Annotated in this window: 18 protein-coding genes; 9 read left to right on the top strand and 9 right to left on the bottom strand. The window is 72.1% G+C overall.

Annotated features, from left to right (window positions below):
* Positions 1-4: 4 nt before the first annotated feature.
* The 3 genes from AB0K05_RS11080 to AB0K05_RS11070 are packed head-to-tail and all read right to left on the bottom strand — an operon-like array spanning position 5 to position 1,961.
* Positions 5-478 (bottom strand): hypothetical protein, encoded by a 474-nt coding sequence (locus AB0K05_RS11080; protein WP_364228483.1) that lies wholly within the window; start codon positions 476-478, stop codon positions 5-7.
* On the bottom strand, positions 475-1,770 hold the full coding sequence (locus AB0K05_RS11075) for a hypothetical protein (RefSeq protein WP_148033335.1): 1,296 nt from the start codon (positions 1,768-1,770) through the stop codon (positions 475-477). Before AB0K05_RS11075 ends, AB0K05_RS11080 begins: the two co-directional genes overlap by 4 nt.
* A gap of 32 nt (positions 1,771-1,802) precedes the next feature.
* Positions 1,803-1,961: a hypothetical protein gene (locus AB0K05_RS11070; protein WP_187281303.1), complete on the bottom strand. Its 159-nt coding sequence runs from the start codon at positions 1,959-1,961 to the stop codon at positions 1,803-1,805.
* A gap of 112 nt (positions 1,962-2,073) precedes the next feature.
* Here AB0K05_RS11070 and AB0K05_RS11065 point away from each other — a divergent pair, with 112 nt between their 5' ends.
* From AB0K05_RS11065 to AB0K05_RS11035, 7 genes are read left to right on the top strand one after another with little or no spacing between them, the layout of a single operon-like run.
* Positions 2,074-3,243, top strand: a complete 1,170-nt coding sequence (locus AB0K05_RS11065; protein ID WP_364228481.1) for a hypothetical protein — start codon at positions 2,074-2,076, stop codon at positions 3,241-3,243.
* Positions 3,240-5,426, top strand: coding sequence for a tetratricopeptide repeat protein (locus AB0K05_RS11060; RefSeq protein WP_364228479.1), 2,187 nt, complete (start codon positions 3,240-3,242; stop codon positions 5,424-5,426). Before AB0K05_RS11065 ends, AB0K05_RS11060 begins: the two co-directional genes overlap by 4 nt.
* Positions 5,426-6,361: a protein phosphatase 2C domain-containing protein gene (locus tag AB0K05_RS11055; RefSeq protein WP_364228817.1), complete on the top strand. Its 936-nt coding sequence runs from the start codon at positions 5,426-5,428 to the stop codon at positions 6,359-6,361. The genes AB0K05_RS11060 and AB0K05_RS11055 overlap by 1 nt, the downstream gene beginning before the upstream one ends.
* Complete coding sequence (locus AB0K05_RS11050) at positions 6,354-7,637, top strand: VWA domain-containing protein (RefSeq protein WP_364228477.1); 1,284 nt, start codon at positions 6,354-6,356, stop codon at positions 7,635-7,637. Before AB0K05_RS11055 ends, AB0K05_RS11050 begins: the two co-directional genes overlap by 8 nt.
* Entirely contained in the window at positions 7,637-8,272 is a 636-nt protein-coding gene (locus tag AB0K05_RS11045; RefSeq protein WP_364228475.1) for an FHA domain-containing protein, read from the top strand. The genes AB0K05_RS11050 and AB0K05_RS11045 overlap by 1 nt, the downstream gene beginning before the upstream one ends.
* A complete protein-coding gene (locus tag AB0K05_RS11040) occupies positions 8,269-9,657 on the top strand; it encodes a hypothetical protein (RefSeq protein WP_364228473.1) in 1,389 nt (462 codons plus the stop codon). The genes AB0K05_RS11045 and AB0K05_RS11040 overlap by 4 nt, the downstream gene beginning before the upstream one ends.
* On the top strand, positions 9,654-10,460 hold the full coding sequence (locus AB0K05_RS11035) for a transporter substrate-binding domain-containing protein (RefSeq protein ID WP_364228471.1): 807 nt from the start codon (positions 9,654-9,656) through the stop codon (positions 10,458-10,460). The genes AB0K05_RS11040 and AB0K05_RS11035 overlap by 4 nt, the downstream gene beginning before the upstream one ends.
* 46 nt (positions 10,461-10,506) lie before the next feature.
* Here the strand turns inward: AB0K05_RS11035 and rpoD are convergent, their stop codons facing one another.
* The 4 genes from rpoD to dnaG all read right to left on the bottom strand — a co-directional run bounded on the left by rpoD (position 10,507) and on the right by dnaG (position 15,706).
* Entirely contained in the window at positions 10,507-11,643 is a 1,137-nt protein-coding gene (gene rpoD, locus AB0K05_RS11030) for an RNA polymerase sigma factor RpoD (RefSeq protein ID WP_148034821.1), read from the bottom strand.
* A 258-nt stretch (positions 11,644-11,901) separates the two neighbouring features.
* Positions 11,902-12,840, bottom strand: coding sequence for a hypothetical protein (locus tag AB0K05_RS11025; RefSeq protein ID WP_364228469.1), 939 nt, complete (start codon positions 12,838-12,840; stop codon positions 11,902-11,904).
* Complete coding sequence (locus AB0K05_RS11020) at positions 12,840-13,802, bottom strand: hypothetical protein (RefSeq protein ID WP_364228467.1); 963 nt, start codon at positions 13,800-13,802, stop codon at positions 12,840-12,842. Before AB0K05_RS11020 ends, AB0K05_RS11025 begins: the two co-directional genes overlap by 1 nt.
* Positions 13,803-13,864: 62 nt before the next feature.
* Positions 13,865-15,706, bottom strand: coding sequence for a DNA primase (gene dnaG, locus AB0K05_RS11015; protein WP_364228465.1), 1,842 nt, complete (start codon positions 15,704-15,706; stop codon positions 13,865-13,867).
* A 175-nt stretch (positions 15,707-15,881) separates the two neighbouring features.
* Between dnaG and AB0K05_RS11010 the strand changes: the two genes are divergently transcribed.
* On the top strand, positions 15,882-16,766 hold the full coding sequence (locus AB0K05_RS11010) for a peptidoglycan DD-metalloendopeptidase family protein (RefSeq protein ID WP_219549759.1): 885 nt from the start codon (positions 15,882-15,884) through the stop codon (positions 16,764-16,766).
* Between the two features lie 5 nt (positions 16,767-16,771).
* Here the strand turns inward: AB0K05_RS11010 and AB0K05_RS11005 are convergent, their stop codons facing one another.
* Positions 16,772-17,992 (bottom strand): deoxyguanosinetriphosphate triphosphohydrolase, encoded by a 1,221-nt coding sequence (locus AB0K05_RS11005; RefSeq protein WP_364228463.1) that lies wholly within the window; start codon positions 17,990-17,992, stop codon positions 16,772-16,774.
* An 83-nt stretch (positions 17,993-18,075) separates the two neighbouring features.
* Between AB0K05_RS11005 and AB0K05_RS11000 the strand changes: the two genes are divergently transcribed.
* Entirely contained in the window at positions 18,076-19,578 is a 1,503-nt protein-coding gene (locus AB0K05_RS11000; protein ID WP_364228461.1) for a M48 family metallopeptidase, read from the top strand.
* Between the two features lie 868 nt (positions 19,579-20,446).
* On the opposite strand, the gene ppdK is transcribed toward AB0K05_RS11000, so the two are convergent.
* Positions 20,447-23,080, bottom strand: coding sequence for a pyruvate, phosphate dikinase (gene ppdK, locus AB0K05_RS10995; RefSeq protein ID WP_271274755.1), 2,634 nt, complete (start codon positions 23,078-23,080; stop codon positions 20,447-20,449).
* Between the last annotated feature and the right edge of the window lie 287 nt (positions 23,081-23,367).

The following is a 23,367-nucleotide window of genomic DNA, read 5'->3' as shown; positions in this document are numbered from 1 at the left end:
CTCGTCACACGCCCATGCTGCGTCGCATCCCTTCGAGCGCCTGCTCGGCCTGGGCCCGAAGGCCCGGGTCGTCGGGGTCGAGGCCCTCGTCGAACACGAGCTTCCAGCCGACGACCTCGCCGCCGGGTCTGCGCCTGGCCACCAGGCGCACCCCGCCGCGGCCGGGCAGCTCCACGTGCTTGTTGACCACGATGGTGGCGTTGACGCGCTCGCGCAGGGTCTCGGGCAGCAGCCGCGGCTCTGCCACCCGCACGGCGTGGATCGTGCCGTCGCCGGTGACCAGCCGCAGGCCGTCCTCGTCCCACGAGGCCTTGTCGATGGTCTCGTACGGCACTCTCGTGCCGTCGGGCAGGAACAGCGCCAGTGTGGTCGCCACGAGGTGAGCGTCGTCTGACGGGGTGAAGGCGAGCACGCGCTCCCCCGGCTCGGTGGTCAGGGACTCGCGGACGCCGGCGGGCAGGCGACGGAAGACTTTCACCTCTCCACCGTATCCACCGTGTCATCGGTCGTGTCGGCGAGCAGGTCCAGGGTGAGCGCCGCGCTCCAGGAGAAGTCCCGGCAGCCGCGACCGCTGCCGTCGAACGGGTCGAAGCACTCGCGGAACCCTGCCTGCCTGACCAGGCGCAGCGTGCCGTTGGTGAGCTGCTGACCGAGCGACTCCAGGCCGTGCACGGCGGCGGCGCGGCGCAGCAGCCAGTTGGTGTTCACCCAGGACGGGCCGCGCCAGTAGCGGGTGCGGTCGAACTGGACGGCGCGGATCTCGCAGCTGGGCACCGGGTAGCCGGTGGCGCCCATGAACCGGGCCGACTCCAGCACCTCGACGGCCGTGTTCACCTGCAGGGCGGGCAGCCCGGGGTCGAGCAGCGGTCCGAACCCGCCGACGGTGCAGATGCGGACGAGACGCTCGTCGCGCAGGTCGCGGGCGTAGAAGCAGCCGTCCCACAGCCGGTCGAGCAGGGCGCTCCTGATGCGCTCGGCCTGCTCGACGTGCGGCACGGGGTCGGCACCCGCGATCGGGGCCAGCTCGGCCAGGGCCTGGCACGAGGCGAGCCAGATGCCGTTGAACAGCGGGTCCTCGATCGCGAACGGGTGCTCGTCGCGCAGGTATCCGGCCTGGTAGCCGGCGTTGCGGTAGCGCAGCGCCAGCCACACGTACCGGTCGTGGTCGCTGTCGGGGTGCCGCTCGTCCAGGTCGACGTTGCGGTAGCCGTAGCGGATCTCGGGGAGCGCGGCGAGCGCGCCGTCCCACGCCGGGCTGTCGTCCATGCCCGATTCCCAGGGGTGCACGATCGCGGCCAGCCCCGCGCCCCCGAGGTCGCGGGCGCCGGCGAGGTAGGCGTGCTGCGCGGCCAGGGCCGGGAAGGCCCGCCTGACGAAGGCGTCGTCGCCGGTGTGCCGGTAGAGCCACCACAGCGCCAGCCCGTGCAGCGGCGGCGCGGTCAGCCCCGAGGTGAGCACCCGGGGCGCCGCCGGGTGGTCCTCGGAGCGCCATACGGCCGGGCCGGGGAAGTACGCCTCGGGCGTGTGGAAGACGATGTGCGGGATCATCCCGGTCGCCCACTGCCCGTCCAGCAGGCCGAGCAGCTCGGCGCGGGCCCGGTCGGGGCGGTGCCTGGCCAGGCCGATCGCGACGAACGCCGAGTCCCAGCTCCATTGGTGCGGGTAGAGGCCGGGCGCGGGCACGGTGGCGCTTCCCGTCCAGTTCGCCTCGAGCACGGACAGTGCTTCGCGCCCGAGCGCGGCGTCGTCGACCGCCGGCCGCGCTTCCATCCACCCACTATGCGCCGGTAAGCCCGAGGACGCTACGTCCCGCTGCTCCGCTTCGTCAGCAGCATGACGCCGGCCGCGACGGCGCCGATGATGAGCGCCCACTTGAGCAGGTCGAAGATGAATCCGACAAGTGGCCCGAGCAGGATAAATGCCGCGATGATGGCTGCGATGACCAGAAGTATTCGTCCCATGACTTGAACGGTACGAGATCCTTTAAGCGGATTGCAGGTAAGACAGGGTTCAATCAGGGACAAGTCAGGGTCCCCCTATGGCATCGGGAGCGTGATGAGCCAGGGCCCACCCATGAGCAGAGAAGGCGCCGAGCACGCGCTGCGCGCGAGGGCGGCCGAGCGTGACCGCATCTCGGGCGACCTGCTCGATCTGGAGTCGCACACGACCTACCAGTTACTCAAGGGCGCCTCCTTACGCGACGCGACCCGGCTCCGCTGGGAGGAGGCTCAGGCCGCGCTGGCCAGGCTCTGGTCCCTGTACGACGCGTACCGGGGGGTGCTGCGCGACGCGGAGCAGGTCAGGGCCGAGCGGTCCCGGCTCGGCGGCGAGCAGCTGGAGGCGCTGACCGCGTTGCTGTCGGGCCGGTCGGTGCTGCTGAAGGCGCCGGCCAAGCCCGTCGAGCAGCGCTCCCTGCTTCCCCCGGTGGAGGAGCGGCTGACCCTGGACGAGACCGTCCTGCGGATGGACGCGGCCTTCCAGCTCGCCACCGACGCGCTCACCGAGATCGACTCCGTCTGGTCGGCGCTGCTCCCCCGGGTCGACTCGGCCGCCGCCGCGCTCGCCGGGGCGCGCGAGCTGGGCAGCCGGCTGGGCGAGCCGGTCGACCTGACCCGCCAGGACGCCGACCTGACCCGCCTGCGCGCCGCCGTGCTGGCGGACCCGCTCGGGGCCGGGCACGTCAAGCAGGAGCTCGACACGCTGGTCCGCCATCTGGAGAACGTGCGCGCCGACCTGGAGCAGGCGCTGACGGTCAAGGACGAGTACGGCGCGCGCAGGGAGAACCTGAAGGCGGCGCTCGACCTCGTACGGGCGGCCGAGAGCGAGGCGCGGCTGGCGCACGGCGCCGTCGTCGTCAAGATAGCGCTGCCGCCGCAGGCGCAGCCCAGGAGCGGCGTGCCTGAGCTGGAGGCCGCGCTGGCGGCGTTGGACGCCTCGGCCGACTCGTGGCTGGAGCGGGCCAGACGGCTCACGGTGCTGGAGCGACAGGCCGAGGAGGCCGAGGCGAAGGCGAAAGCGGCGGCGCGGGCGCTGCGCGGGCTGCTGAACAGGCGCGACGAGCTGCGCGGCCTGCTCGGCGCCTGCCAGGCCAAGGCCGCGCGCACCGGCATGGTCGAGGATCCGGCCGCGATGCGGCTCTACGAGCGGGCGCGGCTGCTGCTGTGGAGCTCGCCGTGCGACCTGACGAGGGCGGCCGCGGCCGTCGACGAGTACAAGCGGGCCATCAACGGAGGTGGGCGATGACGTCGTGCGCGCAGCCTGGCTGCACGGGCACGATCGACGAGGGTTACTGCGACCTGTGCGGTCACGCCGCCGTCTCACCCCCGGTGGCCGCGCAGGCGAGCGGCCCGGCGGAGGGCTCGGTCGGGGTGTGGACCGGGCACCCCGGTGTGTCGCAGCCCGCCGGCGTCACCCGGCCCGTACGCGGGACGGGGCCCTCCAGCAGGGGCGTGTCGGGGCCGATGAGCAGCGGCCGGTCGCGTGCCGGTGTGCTCGCGGAGATCGCCGACCTGCCGTCCGTGCCGTACCGCGACCCCGAGACCGCGGTGCAGTCCGACCCGCAGGTGCCGGAGAACAAACGGTTCTGCGCCAAGCTCGACTGCGGCAAGCCGGTCGGCCGGTCGGTGGACGGGCGGCCAGGCCGCACCGACGGGTTCTGCCCGCACTGCCGGACGCCGTACTCCTTCTCCCCCAAGCTGGCCAAGGGCGACCTGGTGGGCGGCCAGTACCGGGTGCTCGGCTGCCTGGCCCACGGCGGCCTCGGCTGGATCTACCTGGCCTCCGACGAGAACCTGGACGGCCGCTGGATGGTCCTGAAGGGCCTCCTCAACACCGCCGACGCCGAGGCGCTCGCGGCGGCGGAGGCCGAGCGGCGCTTCCTGACGATGGTCGACCACCCGAACATCGTCAAGATCTTCAACTTCCAGCGCTCCGGCGGCCTCGGCTACATCGTCATGGAGTACGTCGGCGGCCAGTCGCTGCACGAGCTGCGCGGCCAGGGTCCGCTGCCGCTGCGGGAGACGCTCATGTACGGGCGTGAGATCCTGCGCGCGTTCGCCTACCTGCACGAGCACGACCTGGTCTACTGCGATCTCAAGCCGGCCAACGTGATCCGGGTCGGCAGGCGGCTCAAGCTCATCGACCTGGGCGCGGTGCAGCGCGTCGGCTCGCCGCCCGGGTCCTCCTGGGTGACGACCGGCTACCACGCGCCCGAGCTGGACACCCAGCCGTCGTCCGTCGCCTCCGACCTCTACACGGTGGCCAGGACCCTGGCGGCACTCGCCGTCCCCGGGTTCAGCCCCACCAGGGGCGGGGTGGCCGCGCCGCTGCCGGACGACTGCGGCCACGAGTCGTTCGCCCGGCTGCTGCGCCGCGCCACCGACCCGGACCCGGCCGCCAGGTTCCACAGCGCGCAGGAGATGGAGGAGCAGCTCGTCGGCGTGCTGCGCGAGATCTCCGCGCTGGAGGACGGCGTGCCGTACCCGGCGCCGTCCGCGCTGTTCGGGCCCGAGCGGGACGCGGTGGGCAGGGCGCTGTCCGACGACCCGCAGCGGGTGTTCGACGCGCTGGACCCGATGGCGGCGGTGACGTCGCTGCCCGTGCCGCTGGCCGACCCCGCCGACCCCGCGGCCGGGGCGCTGGCCGGGCTGGCCGGCAGCCACCCGCACGAGCTGGCCGCCCAGGTGGGGGCCATGCCGGAGACGCCGGAGACCCGGCTGACCCTGGCCAGGCTGGCGGCCGAGGACGGCTTCGCGGGAGTGCGGGACATGCTCGACGACCTCGACCGGGCCCTGCCCGGCGACTGGCGCGTCACCTGGTACCGCGGCGTGGCCGGGCTCGCCGTCCGCGACCCCGATCTCGCGGTGAGGTCGTTCGATCGGTGCGTGTCGATGATGCCGGGAGAGCGGGCGCCCAAGCTCGCGCTCGGCTTCGCGCTGGAGCTCGCCGGTCGCGATCCGGTCCCCTGGTACGAGAGCGTGTGGCGGACCGACCACGCCTACGTCAGCGCCGCCTTCGGGCTGGCCAGGACGGGCCGGACGGCGGTGCTCGACGAGGTGCCGGCGTCCTCCAGTCACCGGGTGGCCGCGCAGCTCGCGCTGGTGGCCGCCGCCGCCCGCCGGGACCCGCGGGCGCTGCACCCGGGCGAGCTGACCGCCGCCGCCGACCGCCTGGGCAAGCTGGCCGACCTCGACCCGCGCCGCCGCAAGCGGCTGACGGCCGAGATCCTGCGTGCCGCGCTCACCTGGCTCGACGGCAACCAGCCGGCGCCCGGCGCGTGGGTGGCGGACACCCCCTTCACGGAGCGGGGCGTGCGGGGGCGGCTGGAGTCGATCTACCGCGAGCTCGCCGGCGCGGCGTCCTCGCGGCAGGAACGGTACGCGCTGGTCGACCTGGCCAACACTGTCCGGCCCCGGACGTGGCTGTGATGTGCCCGCTGTGCGAGGCGCCCGTGGCCCGGGGCGACTCCTTCTGCGAAGCCTGCGGCCACCCGCTCGCCTCCCCCTCCTGCGTGTCCTGCGGCGCCGCCGCCGTGGACGCGGAGGGCTACTGCGAACGCTGCGGCGTGCGCCAGCCCACGGCCAGGGACCATGCCGAGTCCGTCCTCCCCCACGGCGCCGCCGCCGTCACGGACCGCGGCCTGCGCCGCGCCCGCAACGAGGACGCGGTAACCCTGATGACGCTCACCCCACCCCCGCCGAACCCGATCCCACCAGAAGCGACCACCATCCCGGTAACCACATCAGCCCCAAGAACACCCCCACCCGGCGCGGTCGGTTCGGGGATTATTGCGGTTGTTTGTGATGGGGTGGGGAGTTCGCCGCGGGCTGATGAGGCGGCAGCAGCGGCTGTGACGACGGCCGCGGCGGCGCTGGCGGAGGGGCGGGCGCACGAGGAGGCATTCGGGCTGGCCGGTCTGGCGGTGGGGAAGCTCGCCAGTTCCCCGGACCATGCCCCGGCCTGTACGTACGTGGCCGCGGTGGCGCGCCCCGGCGAGATCACGCTCTGCTGGGTGGGCGACACCCGCGCGTACTGGCTCGCCGACGTCCCCGCCGACGGGGGCGTGCGGCGGGAGGGGACGCTGCTCACCGAGGACGACGTGGCGCCCACCGGGGAGATCACCGCCTGGCTCGGGGCCGACTACCCCGACGTGCGCCCCCGCACGCGCGTCTTCACGCCGCCGGGACCCGGCCTGCTGCTGGTGTGCAGCGACGGGCTGTGGCGCTACCTCGCCGGCTACCGCTTCCCCACCGAGGGAACCCCGCTCGACCAGGCCCGCCAGATGCTGCGCCACGCGCTCGACTCCGGCGGCCACGACAACGTGACCATCGCCTTGATCCCTCTAGGAGGCACGCATGGGTGACCAGCCCTCTTTCACCTTGCAGATCGACCAGAACAAATTCCTCCCGGTGGACGGCCGGGAGGTGCACGCCATCCTCACGATCGGCTCCACCGGCGCGGCCGTGGCGGAGACCGCCACCGAGGCCGCCGAAGTGATCATCGTGGACACGTCGGGTTCGATGAGCGGCAGCAAGATCCGTGACGCCCGGACGGCCGCCGCCACGGCCGTGGAAACACTGCGCGACGGCGCGTACTTCGCGGTGGTCTCCGGCACCTCGACGGCCAAGGTGATCTACCCGCACGGCCACGGCCTGGTCCGGGCCACCCCGGCGACCCGGGCCGAGGCGCAGCAGGCCATCTCCAGGCTGACGGCCCGCGGCGGCACCGCGATGGGCGAGTGGCTCAACCTGGCCGGCCACCTGCTGTCGGCGCACCCGAACGCGGTCCGGCACGCCATCCTCATGACCGACGGCCAGAACAACGAGCGCGAGGAGACGTTCCAGCACGTGCTGCGCGCCTGGAGCGGCAAGTTCGTCTGCGACAGCCTCGGCGTCGGCGCGGACTGGGTGCCCGCCCAGCTCCGCATGGTGTCGGAGGCGCTGCTCGGCAGCTTCGAGTTCGTCAGGAACCAGCACGAGCTGGCCGAGTTCTTCCGCCGGATCACCCAGACGGCGATGGCCAAGACCGTGCCCGACCTGTCGCTGCGCGTGTGGGTGCCGCAGACCGCCACGCTCAAGTTCGTCAAGCAGGTCTCGCCCACGCTGCTCGACCTGACCGGCAAGCGCGCCGACGTCAACCCGATGACCGGCGACTACCCGACCGGCTCGTGGGGTCAGGAGGAGCGCGAGTACCACCTGTGCGTGGAGGTCGCCCCCGGCCAGATCGGCCAGGAGATCAGGGCCGGGTGGGTGAAGCTGGTGCGGCCCGACACGGACGAGGTGCTGGCCTCGGGCAACGTGCTCGCCCAGTGGACCGACGACCTGGCCCAGTCCACCCGCATCAACCCCAAGGTCATCCACTACACCGGCCAGGCCGAGTTGCACCAGCTGATCCAGGACGGGCTCAGCGACCGCGCGGCCGGCAACGTGGAGGCCGCCACCGCCCGCCTGGCCAGGGCCAGGAAGATCGCCGCCGACTCGGGCCGCGAGGACACCGCGCGGCTGCTGGACAAGGTGGTCGAGGTCGATCCCGTCCAGGGCACCGCCCGGCTGGTCAGGAACGTCGACAAGGCCGACGAACTGGAGCTGGACACCGGCTCCGTACGCACGAGCAGGCTCCGCAGGACGGAGGGCGGCTGATGGCGACCTGCCCGCAGGGGCACGCGTCGAGCACCGACGACTACTGCGACGTGTGCGGGACGCAGATGTCCGCGCCCGCCCCGCAGCAGCCGGGGCCGTCCCAGCCGCAGGGGTCGCGGCCGGCGGAGAGCTGCCCGATCTGCGCCACCCCGCGCGTCGGCCAGTTCTGCGAGGTGTGCGGCCACTCCTTCGACGGCGGCGCGCTGCCCGCGCAGACCCCGGCGGCCGGGGCCCGCTGGGAGGCGGTGACCGCCGCCGACCGCGCCTACTACGACCAGGTCATCGCCCAGAACGGCCCGGACGCCGCGGCCATGGCCTTCCCCCCGTACTGCCCGGAACGCTCGTTCCCGCTCATCGGCGAGCAGGTGCGCATCGGGCGCAGCCGCAGGGGCCGTGACCTGACGCCCGAGATCGATCTGGCCGGGCCGCCGACCGATCCGGGCGTGTCGGGCCTGCACGCGGTGCTGCTGGCCACGCCCGGCGGGACCTGGATGCTGGTCGACCCGGGCTCGGCGAACGGCACCCAGGTCAACGGCAAGCCCGTCACGGTGAACGTGCCGGTCCCGGTGGGGCCGGGCGACCGCATCCACCTCGGCGCGTGGACCGTGATCACGATCAAGGAGGGCACGCCTTGACGGTGACGCCGATCTCACCCGCGCCGCCCGCACCCCACCAGGCCGCGCCTCCGGTCAGGCGGCGGGCCGCGCGCAGCGTGCCCGGCAGGGTCCGGGTGCTCACCGGGGTGGCGGCCGCGGCGCTCGCGCTGCTGTTCGCCGCCGTCGCCGCCGGCGGCACCACCGCGGGCGACGGCCTGCGCGTCATCGGCCGCGACGCCGGCCCCCAGGTGGTCGCCACCTCCGGCCTGTACTTCGGGCTGAGCGACATGGACGCGCTGATCGCCGACGTGCTGGTGATGGGCCCCGAGGACGGAGGACTCAGGGCCAAGGCCCTCGCGCGGTACGAGCAGCAGCGCTCGGCCGCCAACCTGGCGCTGCTGGAGGCGTTCCAGCTGGCCGGCGACGACCAGGCGGAGCGCCGTACCATCCAGTCCGTGCTGGACGGGCTGGGCCGCTACGAGCAGCTGGTCGCGCGGGCGCTGCTGCTCGACAGCCAGTCCAGTCACGCCGCCGGGGACCCGCCCGCCTCGGTCCTCGGGGTCTACCGGGACGCCACCGACCTGATGCGCCAGGTGCTGCTGCCGCAGGCCTACAACCTGACGCTGGAGAGCGGCACCATCGTGCGCCGCACCTACGACGACACGGCCGGGATGCTGCCGCTGGTGCGGGCCGCGGTGATCGTGGCCGGGCTGCTCGCGCTCGGGTGCCTGCTGTACCTGCAGGTGTACCTGGCCCGGCGGTTCCGCAGGGTGCTCGGGCTCGCGCTCGTCGGCGCCACCCTGGCGACCGCGGGCGCGATGGCGGCCGGGCTGAGCGTGATCCAGCGGGACATCGACTTCCTGCGGACGGCCAAGTTCGAAGGCTTCGACTCGGTGGTGACGCTGGCCAGGGCCCGCGCCATCGGCAACAGCATGCAGGGCGACCAGAGCCGCTTCCTGCTGGACAAGGAGCGGGCCGACACCTACGAGCACCGGTTCCTGGACAAGTCGCAGCGGCTGATGTACGTCGAGGCGGGGAGCCTGGCGAAGTACCAGACCGCGGTGCGGAGGGCCGAGGACTTCCGGGGCATGCTGGGCCCCGAGCTCGCCGGCGCGACCGCCGAGCCCGTGCTCGACGCCTACCTCCGCTACCAGGAGGCCGACAGCCTGATGCGCGCGCGGGCGGCCACGGGCCGCACCGGTGAGGCGGTCGCGATCAGGCTCGGCGAGGTGCGGCAGGCGTTCGCGAAGTACGACGAGGAGCTCGTGAAGGTGGCCGAGCGCAAGCAGAGCGTCTTCACCTCCGCCGTCGACCGCGGCGAGCGGGCGCTGGACGAGCTGTGGACCGTGCTGCCGTTCGCCATGGGCGGCATCGGCGTGCTGCTGGCCCTGGGCGTGTGGCCACGACTGAGGGAGTACCGTTGAAGCGGCTGATGATCGTGATGCTCGCGGCGGTCGCGCTGGTGGCCGCCGGATGCGGCGCCGGCGCCCCCGGGTCCCTGCTCGACAAGGACGAGATCGTCATCGGCGTCCGGCCCGACCTGCCGTCGGTGGGGTTCAGGAAGGGCAGCGGGTTCGAGGGCTTCGACGTCGACGTGGCCGCCTACGTCGCCGGGCGGCTCGGCAAGGACTACCGGCTGGTCCCGGTGCTGGCCGCCGAGCGTGAGGACGCGGTGCTCTCCGGCGAGGCCGACCTGGTCGTGGCCACGTACACGATCAGTGAGGACCGCAAGCAGAAGGTGCTGTTCGCGGGCCCGTACCACATCTCCTACCAGGACATCCTGATCCGGCCCGACGAGAGCCGGATCAAGGACGTGCGCGACCTGCGGGGCCGGCGCATCTGCGAGGTGGAGGGCGCGAACGCGGCCCAGCGGGTGGTCGAGGAGCGCGGGGTGGCGGCGGAGGTCAAGCCGTTCCCCGACTACCAGGCGTGCATGGTGGCGCTGAAGCAGAACCAGGTCGACGCCATCACCACCAACGACGTCATCCTGGCCGGGCTGGCCAAGCAGGACGGCGGCGGGCTGCGCCTGGCCAACGCCCAGTTCAACGAGCAGCGGACCGGCATCGGCATGCGCCGGGGAGACGTGGCCGGGTGTGAGGAGGTCAACCGGGCGATCACCGACATGTACCAGGACGGGACCGCCGCCAAGCTGCTGCGCGAGTGGTTCGGCGGCACCGGCCTGGACTTCGGCACGGTCGCGGTGCCGCAGTTCGAGGGCTGCTCGTGACACGACGGCGGGCCGGGGAGGCTCCCCGGCCCGCTGTCGTGACCACTCAGTCCAGATAGTCGCGCAGCATCTGCGCCCTCGTCGGGTGGCGGAGCTTGGCCAGGGTCTTCGACTCGATCTGCCGGATGCGCTCCCGGGTGACGCCGAACTCCCTGCCCACCTCCTCCAGCGTGCGCGGATGGCCGTCGGCCAGGCCGAAGCGGAGCTGGATGATGCGTTGCTCGCGGTCGGACAAGGTCGCCAGGATGTCGTCGAGCTGGTCCTGCAGCATGATGAACGCCGCCGCCTCCATGGGCACGACCGCGTCGGCGTCCTCGATGAAGTCACCGAGGTCGGAGTCCTCCTCGCCGATCGGAGACTGCAGCGACACCGGCTCCTGCGCGATGCGCTGGATCTCCACGACCCGGTCGACGGGGAGGTCCATCTCCTTGGCGATCTCCTCCGGGATCGGCTCGCGGCCGAGGTCCTGGTGGAGCTGCCGCTGCACCCTGACGAGCTTGTTGATCGTCTCCACCATGTGCACGGGGATGCGGATGGTCCGCGCCTGGTCGGCGATCGCCCGCGTGATCGCCTGACGGATCCACCAGGTGGCGTAGGTGGAGAACTTGTAGCCCTTGGTGTAGTCGAACTTCTCCACGGCACGGATCAGGCCGAGGTTGCCCTCCTGGATCAGGTCCAGGAACAGCATGCCGCGGCCGACGTACCGCTTCGCGATCGACACCACGAGCCGCAGGTTGGCCTCGATGAGGCGCTGCTTGGCCCGGGTGCCCTGCCAGACGAGCTCCCTGAACTCAGGGAAGGCCAGACGCGAGACCCCGTTGCCGAGCTTGTCCTCCGCGAACAGGCCGGCTTCGATCGACTTGGCGAGCTCCACCTCCTCTTCCGCCGTCAGCAGCGGCACCCGGCCGATCTCCCGCAGGTAGATACGGACCAGATCACTGGTCGGCGCCCGCTTGCCTACGTCTTCCTCATCGGCGCGGGTGGTCTCCTCGTCGCCCTGGGGCTCGAGGACCTCCACACCGTTCTCGGCGAGCATCCGCACGACGCGCTCCAGCGCGTCGGAGGGAAGCTCGGATCGGTCAAGCGCGGCTGCGACGTCATCGACGGTTACGCTCCCGCGCTCCCTTCCCTTAGCGACGAGGTCCGCCACCTGATCTACGGATGGCGGTCCACTTGGCAGCACCGATGCACCCACGGGAGACAGTCTGCAGTATTGGTTCCATAAAATGGCAGACCCATTTTTGTCACCGAAGGTAAGGCCATCACCCTTACCGAATTGAGATCCCTTTAAGGTTTAGCCGGAGTTTGATCAGGAAAGTAAAGTCAATTACGCGGTCTGGATTGGTGTGTCCGGCTCGGTGAAGCGCCGGACACATGGGTCTTGCTGCCCGGATGCCGCTTTGTGCGGCATTACCGGGTCTACCACTCGGCTATGCGCCGATCAGCCACCCGCGTGGTAGACCGTCCCTCCGGCGGGCCTGTCGTACGTTTCGACGATCTCGGCCCGCTTCTCATCGAGATCCACGCGCACCCGCCGGCCCATTCCGCCGCCGTCGCCGCGTACGGTCACCTCCGCCGTTCCGGTCCACGTCGCCGCGGCCGGGCGGACGCCCGCCGGAAGCGGGACCCTCGCGGTCACCTTCCGCGACCCGAGGTCGTAGACGATCATCGACGGCCGCTCCCCCGGGACGTACACGGCCAGCCGCCGTCCGTCGGCGGCCGCCGCCGCCACCCTGGGCCGGTCGTCGCCCCCGCCGTCGGCCACGGACGAGGGCCAGCGAGGCAGGTTGTGGGCGACCACCTGCGGCGGCACGTCCCTGCGCAGGGTGCTCCCGCGCAGATCGGTGACCCGCGCGGCGATCAGCATGCTCTCCTCCACCCGCAGCAGCTCCCCTCCGTCGCCGCTGAACCCGGCCGTGCAGGAGAAGCCGTCCTCGGCCGGGAGCGTGCCGACGGCCCGGCCCGAGCGCACGTCGTACACCCGGATCCGCCTGCCCGCGTCGTTGGGCAGGTACGCCAGCCGCGACCCGTCAGGCGACAGCAGCAGGCGGGTCTCGTCCACGCCGACCTCGTTCGCGGGCTGCTTGACCGTGCCGACGAACCGCCGCTTCCCGCCGAGCTCGTAGGCGATCAGCCTGCGGTCCCCCGCCCGGAAGTAGGCGACGCGGCTGCCGTCGGCGCTGACCGCCACGGGCTCGTGCCCCTCGCCGGTCGAGGTGTCGGGCAGCTCGTGCGCGCTCCCGTCGGCCAGGACGAGGCGCAGCTTGCCACACGCCTTCTCGCCGCAGACCCGCTGCACGGCGTAGCGGATGTGCGTGCCCTCCGTACCGGCCGGAACGCCCGCGAGGACGAGGGAGAGCGCCAGCATCGCGTTGATCATCACTTCACCGGTCCCGTGGCTGCGATCTCGTACGCGTCCAGCCGCCGGGTCTTCCCGGTCACCGGATCGAGGGCGTGGATCCAGAACGACGCGGCGCCCATGTCCCCCAGCTCCCTGACGAGCCGCAGCCGGCCGTTCGGCCCCCACTCCAGCGAGCCCGCGCCGTACCGGGGCCCGACCACCCTGCCGTGGCCCAGCCACGCCCCGCGCCGCAGGTCGTAGCGGCGCACCTGCTGCGGCGCCTTCTCGCTCGTCAATCCCTGCGGCAGCAGCGCCAGGAGCGTCCGCCCGTCGGCGGCCAGCGCCAGGGCGGTGTGGTGGATCACCACCTCCTGCGGCGGCGTGACCGCGTGCGAACCGCCGCGGAGCCGGTGGACGACGACCTGGACGGTCCGATCGGGCCGGTCCCGGGTGGCCAGCACCTCGTCCCCGTCAGCGCTGAACCCGAGCGCCCGGTCCCCCGCCGGGACGCCCCTCAGCGTCCGCCCGGACGACGTGTCGACCACCACGCCGTCGCGCCGCTTCGCCGCGTCGCTGAAGTCGACCAGCAGCCGCCGCCCGTCGGCCGAGAGCAGCAACCGGACGTGCGCGGTGCCGGCCCCCTCGCCGTAGGCCGGGAGCACGACCGGCTTCCCGCCGGGCCCCCGTCGCACCACCAGCCGCCCGTCGCCGGCCCGGAAGTAGGCGATGGCGCGGCCGTCGCCGCTGACCTCCAGCGGCGACGGCCCGTCCTCCGCCTCGCCCGCCCGCGACCCGTCGGCCTTCGTCGCGTAGCGGGCCGCGTCGGGCAGCTTCACCCAGCGCCCGTCACGCATCAGCAGCCGGTACGGCTCGCCCTCGCACGGCTTGAAGTAGTCGCCGCCGCAGTTGGGCAGCCATCCCGTCCGCACCGGGACGTCCGCGACGGCGACGCCGCCACCGGCCGCCAGGACGGCGGACCCCGCCACCAGAACGGTCACCATTCGGATCTTCACGGGGTGTTGGACAGAGGCCGCCCGGCGAAAGTTCGCCGGCGTCCGGCGGGCTAGCTTCCGGCCGCCCGGTCGCGCAGGACCCGGCGCTGCTGCTCCAGGGCCACCAGCTCGCCGAAGAGCTTGTTGTATTCCTGCTGCTCGTCGACCGGGTTGAGCCGCTGGATGCGGGACTTCACCTGGGCGATGGCCCGGTCGACGGCGATGGCCTCGATGGCCGCGAGCATCGCGCCCGCGTAGCGCTCCTCGGCGTGGGAGTCGGCCTGGATGGTCTCCACCGCGAACCGGGTCACCAGCGCCGCCGCGCCCTCCTCGTGGGCGTGTTCGAGCAGCCGGTCGACCCACGGGCGGCCGCCGTGACCCGCCGCCGCCAGCCCGCCCGCCGCCGCGATCAACCGCTGCAGCGTCACGTGGTCGGGCGCGGTGAACGCCTGCGGGTCGAGCGCGTCGAAGCGCGGCCCGAGCAGCGCCGGCCGCTGCACGGCCAGCTTGAGCAGCTCGGCCTCCACCCGTACGTGCGGATCGACCGGAGCGGGCCGGGGGGCCTGCTGCGGGCGGCCCGCCTGCGCCCGCCCCACCTCGCCGATGCGCTGCATGACGAACCGCTCGTCCATGAACCCGAGCCACCGGTCGAGGTCGATGGCGTAGCGCTTGCGCAGCCCCGCGTCCTTGATGCCGGCCACGATCGGCGCCGCCGCGTCGAGCGCCGCGATCTTGCCTTCGTTGCTGCGCAGGTCGTAGCGGTCGATGGTGCTGCGGATGGCGAACTGGAACAGCGGCTCGCGGCTCGCGACCAGGTCGCGCACCGCCGCGTCGCCCTGCTTGACCCGCAGGTCGCACGGGTCGAGCCCGTCGGCCTGGATGGCGACGTAGGTCTGCGTGACGAACTTCTGCTCGTCGGCGAATGCCCGCAGCGCCGCCTTCTGGCCGGCCGCGTCGCCGTCGAAGGTGAAGATCACCTCGCCCCGGAACTCGGCCTGGTCGAGCAGGAACCGGCGCAGGATCTTGATGTGCTCCTCGCCGAACGAGGTGCCGCAGGTCGCCACCGCCGTCGGCACGCCCGCCAGGTGGCAGGCCATCACGTCGGTGTAGCCCTCGACGATCACCGCCTGGGCCCGCTTGGAGATCTCGCGCTTGGCCAGGTCGATGCCGTAGAGCACCTGGCTCTTCTTGTAGAGCGGGGAGTCGGGGGTGTTGAGGTATTTGGGGCCGTCGTCGGAGTCGAGCAGCTTGCGGGCGCCGAACCCGATCACGTCGCCGGTCGAGTCCTTGATCGGCCAGATCAGCCGCCCGCGGAACCGGTCGATCGGCCCGCGCCGCCCCTGCTTGGCCAGCCCGCCCTTGATTAGCTCCTCGGCGCTGAACCCGCGCGCCAGCAGGTGGCGGGTCAGCGCCTCCCACTCGGCCGGGGCGTAACCGACCTGGAACAGCTCGGCGTCGGCCCGCTCGAACCCCCGCTCCGACAGGAACCGCCGCCCGGCGCCGGCGTCGGGCGCGAACAGCTTGGCGGCGTAGAACTCCGCGGCCAGCCGGTGCGCCTCGATCAGCCGCGCCCGCTCGCCGTGGTCGCGCCGCGGCACGTAGCCGCCCTGCTCGTACTGCAACTGGATGCCGGCCCGCTGCGCCAGCCGCTCGACCGCCTCGCCGAAGGTCAGATGCTCGACCTTCTCCACGAAGGTGATCACATCACCGCCTTCGGAGCAGCCGAAACAGTAGTACATCCCCCGCTCGGGGGTGACGTTGAAGGACGGCGACTTCTCATCGTGGAACGGGCACAGCCCCTTGAGGTTGCCGCCTCCGGCGTTGCGCAACTGGATGTGCTCGCCGATCACGTCGGCGATGGGGGAACGCTCGCGTACGAGCGCGATGTCGACGTCACGGATCCGGCCAGCCACGCCGGTGAGTCTATGCGGAGCGCCCGACACTTCTCCCACTGAGAGCGATGTGACCTGCGGGACGGAGAGGAAGCAGCGGGATGGAACAGGTCGCACCCGTTGGTCCGAAAGACGTTATGGGACCGCTCCCTGTCGGCTACAAAGGTAAAGGTTGTCCTCGGATACGGTGGAGATCATGCGAGCGGGGCGGATCGGCCTGTTGGCGGCGTCGGCCGGCGCCGCGCTGCTGGTGAGCGGCTGCAGCCAGCCGGCCGGGATCGCGGGCGTGCGGTCGGCCGCCACCACGTCCGGCGCGGGCTCCGCGGCGGTGACCTCGCCGGCCCCGACACCGGCCCCGCAGGGCCCCGTCGAGCCGCCCGCGGGCGACGACCCGGTGCGGGTGCCGCCGCCGAAGCTCTCCAAGTACACCTACACCTTCCCCGTCAAGGGCTGCGAGGTGACCTACCAGAGCAAGCTGCTGGTGCTGCCGAAGACGACGATCTGGGCGCCGCGGGGATGCGCGTTCGTGGCGCCGGTCGACGGCGTGGTCGACGAGGTCAACACCGCCAACCGGTGGCTGCCGTCCACCGACGAGGGCGCCCACCGCGAGGGCAGGTTCGTCACGGTCATCGGCGACGACGGGGTGCGCTACCTGGGCGCCCACCTCGACAGCGTGGCCGAGGGCATCCGGCCGGGCGTGAAGGTGAAGGGCGGCCAGACGCTGGGCCGGGTCGGCACGTCGGGCAACGCCCGCGACACCGGCCCCAACCTCTACTTCGCGATCTCCTGGAAGACCGGCCCGGCGTTCTGGTGGGTGCGCAGGGGCATGGTCGAGCCGTGGGACTATCTCGACGCGTGGCGGTCCGGCAACCGCACGTTCTCACCTCGCCAGGAGACGCTGGCGCTGCGCCGCAAGCTCGGCGAGACGCCGCCGTGCAGGCTGCTGTGCGGCGGGAAGCGGGCCGAGCCCGCGTCGGCCGAGCCGACCCCGACGCCGACGCGGAAGAAGAAGCGCGCCACCCCCACGCCGGAGCTCGCGATCACGCTCGCGCCGACGGCGTCGGTCGGCACCGTGCGGTGACGCGCTCAGCGTGACAGCCGCCGGTGCCAGGCGACGGCGGAGGTGTCGGTCAGCGAGGCGATCTGGTCGATGACCACCCGCACGCGGTCCGCGTCGCCGGCCGCCTCGTCGAAGGCGGGCCTGAAGGCGGGCTCCAGCGTGCCGGGCGCGCCGAGGGTGATGAGCGAGGCCAGCTCCATGATCAGCTCACGCTGCCTGGCCTGGTTGGCGTGGTGGTCCTCGGTGGCCATCACGTAGTGGGCGGTGATGCCCTTGAGCAGCGCGCACTCCAGGCGGGTCGACTCCGGCACGACGAGGCTGGTCCGGTGGCGCAGGCCGTACGACTCCCTGGTGGCCGTCTGGGCGGCGCGGCAGAAGCGGCCGATGAGCCCGCTGGTGAGCGCCTTGAGCCCGGCCAGGTCGGAGAGGGTGGCCGTGAAGCGGCGGGGCCACGGCGGGGCGGCGACCAGCTCCGCGAAGAGCTCCTCCAGCTCGGCGAGGTCGGCGCCGGGCGCGTACCAGGTGCGGGTCGTCACGCAGACGGCCGCGCGCTCGGCGGGCGAACGCAGGGCCTCCGGGACGACGTGGCCGGAGTGCAGCGCGTCCTCCAGGTCGTGCACCGAGTAGGCGACGTCGTCGGCCCAGTCCATGATCTGCGCCTCGAAGCTGACGCGGCCGTCGGGCGCGCCGTCCCTGATCCACCGGAACACCGGCAGGTCGTCGTCGTAGACGCCGAACTTGGGCGACTCGCCGCGGGTCCACGGGTACTTGATGGAGGCGTCCAGCGCGGCCCTGGTGAGGTTGAGCCCGGCGCTGGTGCCGTCGTCGGCGATGACCTTGGCCTCCAGCCGGGTGAGCAGCCGCAGGCTCTGCGCGTTGCCCTCGAAGCCGCCGCAGGGCTCGGCCAGCTCGGCGAGCGCCGTCTCCCCGTTGTGGCCGAACGGCGGGTGGCCCAGGTCGTGCGCGAGGCAGGCGGTCTCCACCAGGTCGGGGTCGACGCCGAGGGTGGCGCCCATCTCGCGGCCGACCTGGGCGCACTCCAGCGAGTGGGTGAGCCGGGTGCGCGGGATGTGCTGGCCGGCGCCGAGCGCCTCGGCCGGGCCGACCACCTGCGTCTTGGCGGCGAGCCTGCGCAGCGCGGCGCTGTGGAGCACCCGTGCGCGGTCTCGTTCGAACGCGCTGCGCTCGGGGTTGCCGGGTGGTTCGGGCACCCAGCGTGCGGTGTCGTGTTCGTCGTAGCCGGCCATAAGGGAGCGATTTTATCCGGTTTCCGGTTTTCGCTAGGGTCGAAGCCACGCCAGAGTCCCCCCGTCCCCGGGAGCCCTCACCCATGACGACCGCGTTCCGGGCCGTCCTCGCCTTCTGCCTGCTCGCCGGCTTCTACGTGCTCGTCGGCGTGATCGTGCTGGCGGCGGTCGCGCTCGACGTGCTGCTGATCATCGACTTCCACGCCAACTTGATCAAGTTCGCCGTGGTGCTGACGCTGGCCGCCGCCGCGCTCGTCCGGACACTGATCATGGTCAGCCGCAGGCAAAGCGGCGAGCAGCCGGGCGTGGCGGTCACCAGGGAGCACGAGCCGGTGCTGTGGCAGACCGTCGAGGACCTGGCCCGCCGGGTCCGCACCGCGCCGCCTGACGAGATCCGGCTGCTGCCGGACGTCAACGCGGCGGTCGCGGAAGACACCCGGTTCCTCGGGCTGAAGGCCACCAGGCGGCGCATGTACATCGGGCTGCCGCTGCTGCAGACGCTCACGGTCGACGAGATGCGGGCGGTGCTCGGGCACGAGCTGGGCCACTACAGCGGCGCGCACACCCGGCTCGGCGCGCCCGTCTACCGCGGGCGGGTCTCGCTCATCGCGACCGTGCGGGGCCTGGACCGCCACCCGTTCGTCCAGCGGCTGTTCACCTGGTACGCCAAGCTCTACATGCGGGTGTCGCAGGCCGTGTCGCGCAGGCAGGAGCTGGAGGCCGACGAGCTCGCGGTGGCGATCGGCGGGCGTCAGGCGATGGCCGACGCGCTGCGCAAGATCCACTACACGGCGGCGGCCTGGGAGCTCTACACGGCCACGTACCTGTCGATGGCGGGGGCGGGCGGCTGCCGGCCCGCGGCCGTGTTCGGCGGCTTCCAGTCCATGCTGAACGACGAGTCCCGGCGGGCCCAGCTGACCGAGCTGGCCGCGCGGCCCGAGGAGACGTCCCCGTACGACTCGCATCCGAGCCTGGCCGAGCGGCTGGCGGCGGTGGAGCGGCTGCCGGAGCCCGAGCACGTGCCCGACCCGCGCTCGGCGCTGATGCTGCTGCACGACGCCGACGTGGCCGCCAACGCCGTGGAAGGGTCCCTGTGGACGCCGCAGGCGGCGGCCGCCCTGCGTCCGGTGTCCTGGGACGAGCTGGTCTCACAGGGCATGTACGAGGGTCGCAACGCCGAGGCGCTGCGCGACCTCGCGGTGGCGGGCGCCCGGGTGGTCGGGGCGTCCAGGCCGTACCTGGACGCGGCCTTCGAGGCCATCGCCAGAGGGCGTCAGGCGGAGCTGGAGGCGGCTCTGCGCGAGCTGGGGTGGGCCCCCGAGGAGGGACTGCTCGCGCGCGTGCTGGGCGCCGCCCTGGAAGGGCTGCTGATCCAGCACGGCCAGGCCCGCTGGGCGCTGTCCTGGTCGGGGCCGGCGCGGCTGCTGTACGACGACGGCGAGGAGGTGGCCCTCTCCGGCTACGCGGCCCAGGTGTCCGCCGACCCCGCGGCCATCGGCGGCCTCCGGACCTGGCTCGGCGACCTCGGCGTACGCCACGACTACATCCCAGCCAACGCCGAACCAACCCCCATCCCGTCCCCCTGACCTCCCCCGTACGAGCCCCATCCTCAAGACTCTCCGTACGGGACCTTCCCTCGTACGAACCCTCGCCCGTACGAGACCTCCCCCCGACAGGACGCGTCCCCGAAACTCCCCGTACGGGACCTTCCTCGTACGGACCTTCGCCCGTACGAGACCTTCCTCGGAGGGGACCTTCCTCGGTCGGACCTCCAGACAGGGCCCGACCCCGAAACTCCCCGTACGAGACCTCTCCTCGTACGAGACCCTCCCCGGGTAGGACGCGTCCCCGAAACCTTCCATACGGGACCATCCCCCGGACGAGACCGTCCCCGAACCCCCATGCGAGACCCTCCCCAGGCAGGACCCGTTCCCGAAACTCTCCGCGCGGGACCATCTCCGCACGAGACCATCCCGGGAAGTCTCCGTACGGGACCTTCCCCGTACGGGACATTCCCCGAGGTAGGACGCGTCCCCGAGACCCTCCGTACGGGACCGTCCCCCGGACGAGACCGTCCCCGAAACTCCACGCACGGGACCATCCCCCCGCCACAGAACTCTCCGTACGGGACCTCTACTCCTACGAGGCCTCCCCCGGACAGGACGCGTCCCCTAAACCTCCGCACGGGACCATCCCCGTACAGGACCCTCCCCGTACGGGACTATCCCCCGGACGGGACCCGTCTCGGAACTTCCCGTACGAGACCTCTTCTCGTACGGGATCTCCCCCAGATAGGGCGCGTCCCCGAAACTCTCCGTAGGGGACCATCGTCCGCCGGAAACTCCCCGTACGGGGGCCTCTCCTCGTACGAGACCTCCCCGGACGGGACCCGGCCCGGGAGCTCCCCGTACGAGGACTTCCTCGGACGGGGTCTTTCCGGTGGGGGAAGGTCGGTCAGCGGGTGTCGGAGTCGGTGTCGCTGAGGGCGGCGCGGCCGGCTTCGAGGCGGGCGACCGGGATGCGGAAGGGTGAGCAGGAGACGTAGTCGAGCCCGGTGTCGTGGCAGAAATGGACGGAGTCCGGGTCGCCGCCGTGCTCGCCGCAGATGCCGATCTTGAGGTCGGGCCTGGTGGCACGGCCTTCCTCGGTGGCGATCGCGACCAGCCGGCCGACACCCTCGCGGTCGAGGGTCTCGAACGGGGAGACGCCGAAGATGCCCAGCTCCAGGTAGCGGGAGAAGAACGAGGCCTCGACGTCGTCGCGGGAGAAGCCCCACGCCATCTGGGTGAGGTCGTTGGTGCCGAACGAGAAGAACTCGGCGGCCTCGGCGACCTGCCCGGCGGTCAGGGCGGCCCGCGGCGTCTCGACCATGGTGCCGATCAGCGCGTCGACACCCACCTCCGCGAGGATGGCGGCGGCCTCCTCGCGGACGCACTCCAGTTCCTGCACGGCGGCGATGAGCGGGATCATGATCTCCGGCCGGGCGCCGGGGACCTCCTTGGCGGCCTGGGCGATGGCGCGTACCTGCATGGCGAACAGGCCGGGGATGACCAGGCCGAGCCGTACGCCGCGCAGGCCGAGCATCGGGTTCTGCTCGTGCAGTCTCTTGACGGCGGCCAGCAGGGCGCGGTCCTTGTCCGTGGCCTCGCCGGTGGCGACCTTGACGGACAACCCGACGATGTCGGGCAGGAACTCGTGCAGCGGCGGGTCGATGAGCCGGATGGTCACCGGCCGGTCACCCATCGCCTGGAAGATGCCCACGAAGTCGGACTTCTGGAGGGGTTCGAGCGCGTCCAGCGCGGCCTGCCGCTCCTCGGCTCCGGCGGCGAGCACCAGGTCCTCGACGAGCTGGCGGCGGTCGCCGAGGAACATGTGCTCGGTGCGGCACAGCCCGATGCCCTCGGCGCCGAAGCGGACCGCCCTGGCGGCGTCCTCGGGGTTGTCGGCGTTGGCCCGCACGCCCAGGCGGCGTGCCCCGTCGGCGTGCCGCATGATGCGGTCGACCGCCTTGACCAGGTCGTCCTCGGGCTCGGCGCCTTCGAAGTACTCGACCACGGCGGAGGCGACCACCGGCACCTCGCCGAGGAAGATCTCTCCGCTGGTGCCGTCGATGGAGATCACGTCGCCCTCGTTGACGACCACGCCGCCGGGGGCGGAGAACGTGCGGCCGGCCGTGTCGACGTCCAGCTCCTCGGCGCCGCACACGCAGGTCTTGCCCATGCCGCGGGCGACCACGGCGGCGTGCGAGGTCTTGCCGCCTCGGCTGGTGAGGATGCCGCGGGCGGCGATCATGCCGGACAGGTCGTCCGGGTTGGTCTCGCGGCGCACCAGGATGACGTCCTCGCCCTGGGCGGCCAGCTCGGCGGCCCGCTCGGAGGAGAAGACGGCCTTGCCGACGGCCGCGCCCGGCGAGGCGTTCATGCCCTTGGCGATGCGCCGCTTGTCCGCGCCGGCGTCGAAGCGGGGGAACATGAGGCGGGCGAGCTGGTCGCCGGTGACCCGGGTGACGGCCTCGTCCATGGTGATGAGGCCCTGGTCGACGAGCTGGGTGGCGATGCGGAAGGCGGCGCCGGCGGTGCGCTTGCCGACGCGGGTCTGCAGCATCCAGAGCTTGCCGCGCTCGATGGTGAACTCGATGTCGCACAGGTCGCGGTAGTGGTTCTCCAGCGTCTCCATGATCGACAGCAGTTCGTCGTAGGAGCGCTTGTCGAGCCGCTCCAGCTCCTGCAGCGGGATCGTGTTGCGGATGCCGGCGACGACGTCCTCGCCCTGCGCGTTCTGCAGGTAGTCGCCGTAGATGCCCTGGCGGCCGCTGCCGGGGTCGCGGGTGAAGGCGACGCCGGTGCCGGAGTCGCCGCCGCAGTTGCCGAAGACCATGGAGCAGATGTTGACGGCGGTGCCGAGGTCGGCCGGGATGCGTTCCTGGCGGCGGTAGAGGATCGCGCGCGGCGCGTTCCAGGAGTCGAAGACGGCCATGACGGCCATCCGCATCTGCTCGCGCGCGTCGGCGGGGAAGTCGTCGCCGGTCTGGTCGCGGACGATGCCCTTGTACGACTCGACCAGGCGCTGGAGCTCACCGGCGTCGAGGTCGGTGTCCTGGCGGCCGTCCTTCAGAGCGTCGAGGGCGTCCTCGAACAGGTCGCCGTCGATGCCGAGCACGGTCTTGCCGAACATCTGGATGAGCCTGCGGTAGGAGTCCCAGGCGAAGCGGTCGTTGCCGCCCGCCTGCTTCGCCAGGCCGTGCACGGACTCGTCGTTGAGCCCGATGTTGAGCACCGTCTCCATCATGCCCGGCATCGAGAACTTGGCACCCGAGCGCACGCTGACGAGCAACGGGTCGTCGGCCTGGCCGAGCCGCTTGCCCATGCTCTCCTCGAGCGCCCGCAGGTGCTCCTCGACCTCCCGGTCGAGCCCTTCGGGCAGGGCGCCCTCTGCCAGGTAGTGGCGGCACGCCTCAGTAGTGATCGTGAACCCCGGAGGAACGGGCAGCCCGAGATTGGTCATCTCGGCGAGGTTGGCGCCCTTTCCGCCCAGGAGATCTTTGAGATTCCTGTTGCCCTCGGTGAAGTCGTAAACGTACTTGGCCACCACAGCTCCAATCAACGCTTCTACTCGGACTCTACCGGCGGAATTGATGATGAAACTGCACTCTTCGGTTAAGTCAACGTTTCCCCAGCTCAGACGCCCTTCAGAGGTCTAATCCATTGATTATTCCGACCACTTCGGGAAGTGGTTTATACCAATGGTTCAAACCAATTCTTGAGCATCGGGCGCAGAATCGGATCACTGCTATACAAGCCGTCGGAAGGGCTGGCGTACGGGTCGGTCATGGAGATCAGCCGGCACCCGCGCGGCGGCCCACAGATGCCGCAGGC

It is taken from the genome of Nonomuraea sp. NPDC049486, from assembly GCF_040676925.1.
Lineage (GTDB): Bacteria > Actinomycetota > Actinomycetes > Streptosporangiales > Streptosporangiaceae > Nonomuraea > Nonomuraea ferruginea.
Note: the sequence above shows the minus strand (reverse complement) of the source record. Positions and strands in the feature narration are given on the sequence as shown.

Bases quoted from the DNA above. Each gene is read 5' to 3' on its own strand.
- AB0K05_RS11020 (WP_364228467.1), bottom strand. From the start codon at position 13,802: ATGGTGACCGTTCTGGTGGCGGGGTCCGCCGTCCTGGCGGCCGGTGGC.
- AB0K05_RS11055 (WP_364228817.1), top strand. From the start codon at position 5,426: ATGTGCCCGCTGTGCGAGGCGCCCGTGGCCCGGGGCGACTCCTTCTGC.
- AB0K05_RS11070 (WP_187281303.1), bottom strand. From the start codon at position 1,961: ATGGGACGAATACTTCTGGTCATCGCAGCCATCATCGCGGCATTTATC.
- AB0K05_RS11010 (WP_219549759.1), top strand. From the start codon at position 15,882: ATGCGAGCGGGGCGGATCGGCCTGTTGGCGGCGTCGGCCGGCGCCGCG.
- AB0K05_RS11045 (WP_364228475.1), top strand. From the start codon at position 7,637: ATGGCGACCTGCCCGCAGGGGCACGCGTCGAGCACCGACGACTACTGC.
- AB0K05_RS11025 (WP_364228469.1), bottom strand. From the start codon at position 12,840: ATGATCAACGCGATGCTGGCGCTCTCCCTCGTCCTCGCGGGCGTTCCG.
- AB0K05_RS11075 (WP_148033335.1), bottom strand. From the start codon at position 1,770: ATGGAAGCGCGGCCGGCGGTCGACGACGCCGCGCTCGGGCGCGAAGCA.
- AB0K05_RS11050 (WP_364228477.1), top strand. From the start codon at position 6,354: ATGGGTGACCAGCCCTCTTTCACCTTGCAGATCGACCAGAACAAATTC.
- AB0K05_RS11000 (WP_364228461.1), top strand. From the start codon at position 18,076: ATGACGACCGCGTTCCGGGCCGTCCTCGCCTTCTGCCTGCTCGCCGGC.
- AB0K05_RS11060 (WP_364228479.1), top strand. From the start codon at position 3,240: ATGACGTCGTGCGCGCAGCCTGGCTGCACGGGCACGATCGACGAGGGT.
- AB0K05_RS11005 (WP_364228463.1), bottom strand. From the start codon at position 17,992: ATGGCCGGCTACGACGAACACGACACCGCACGCTGGGTGCCCGAACCA.
- AB0K05_RS11065 (WP_364228481.1), top strand. From the start codon at position 2,074: ATGAGCAGAGAAGGCGCCGAGCACGCGCTGCGCGCGAGGGCGGCCGAG.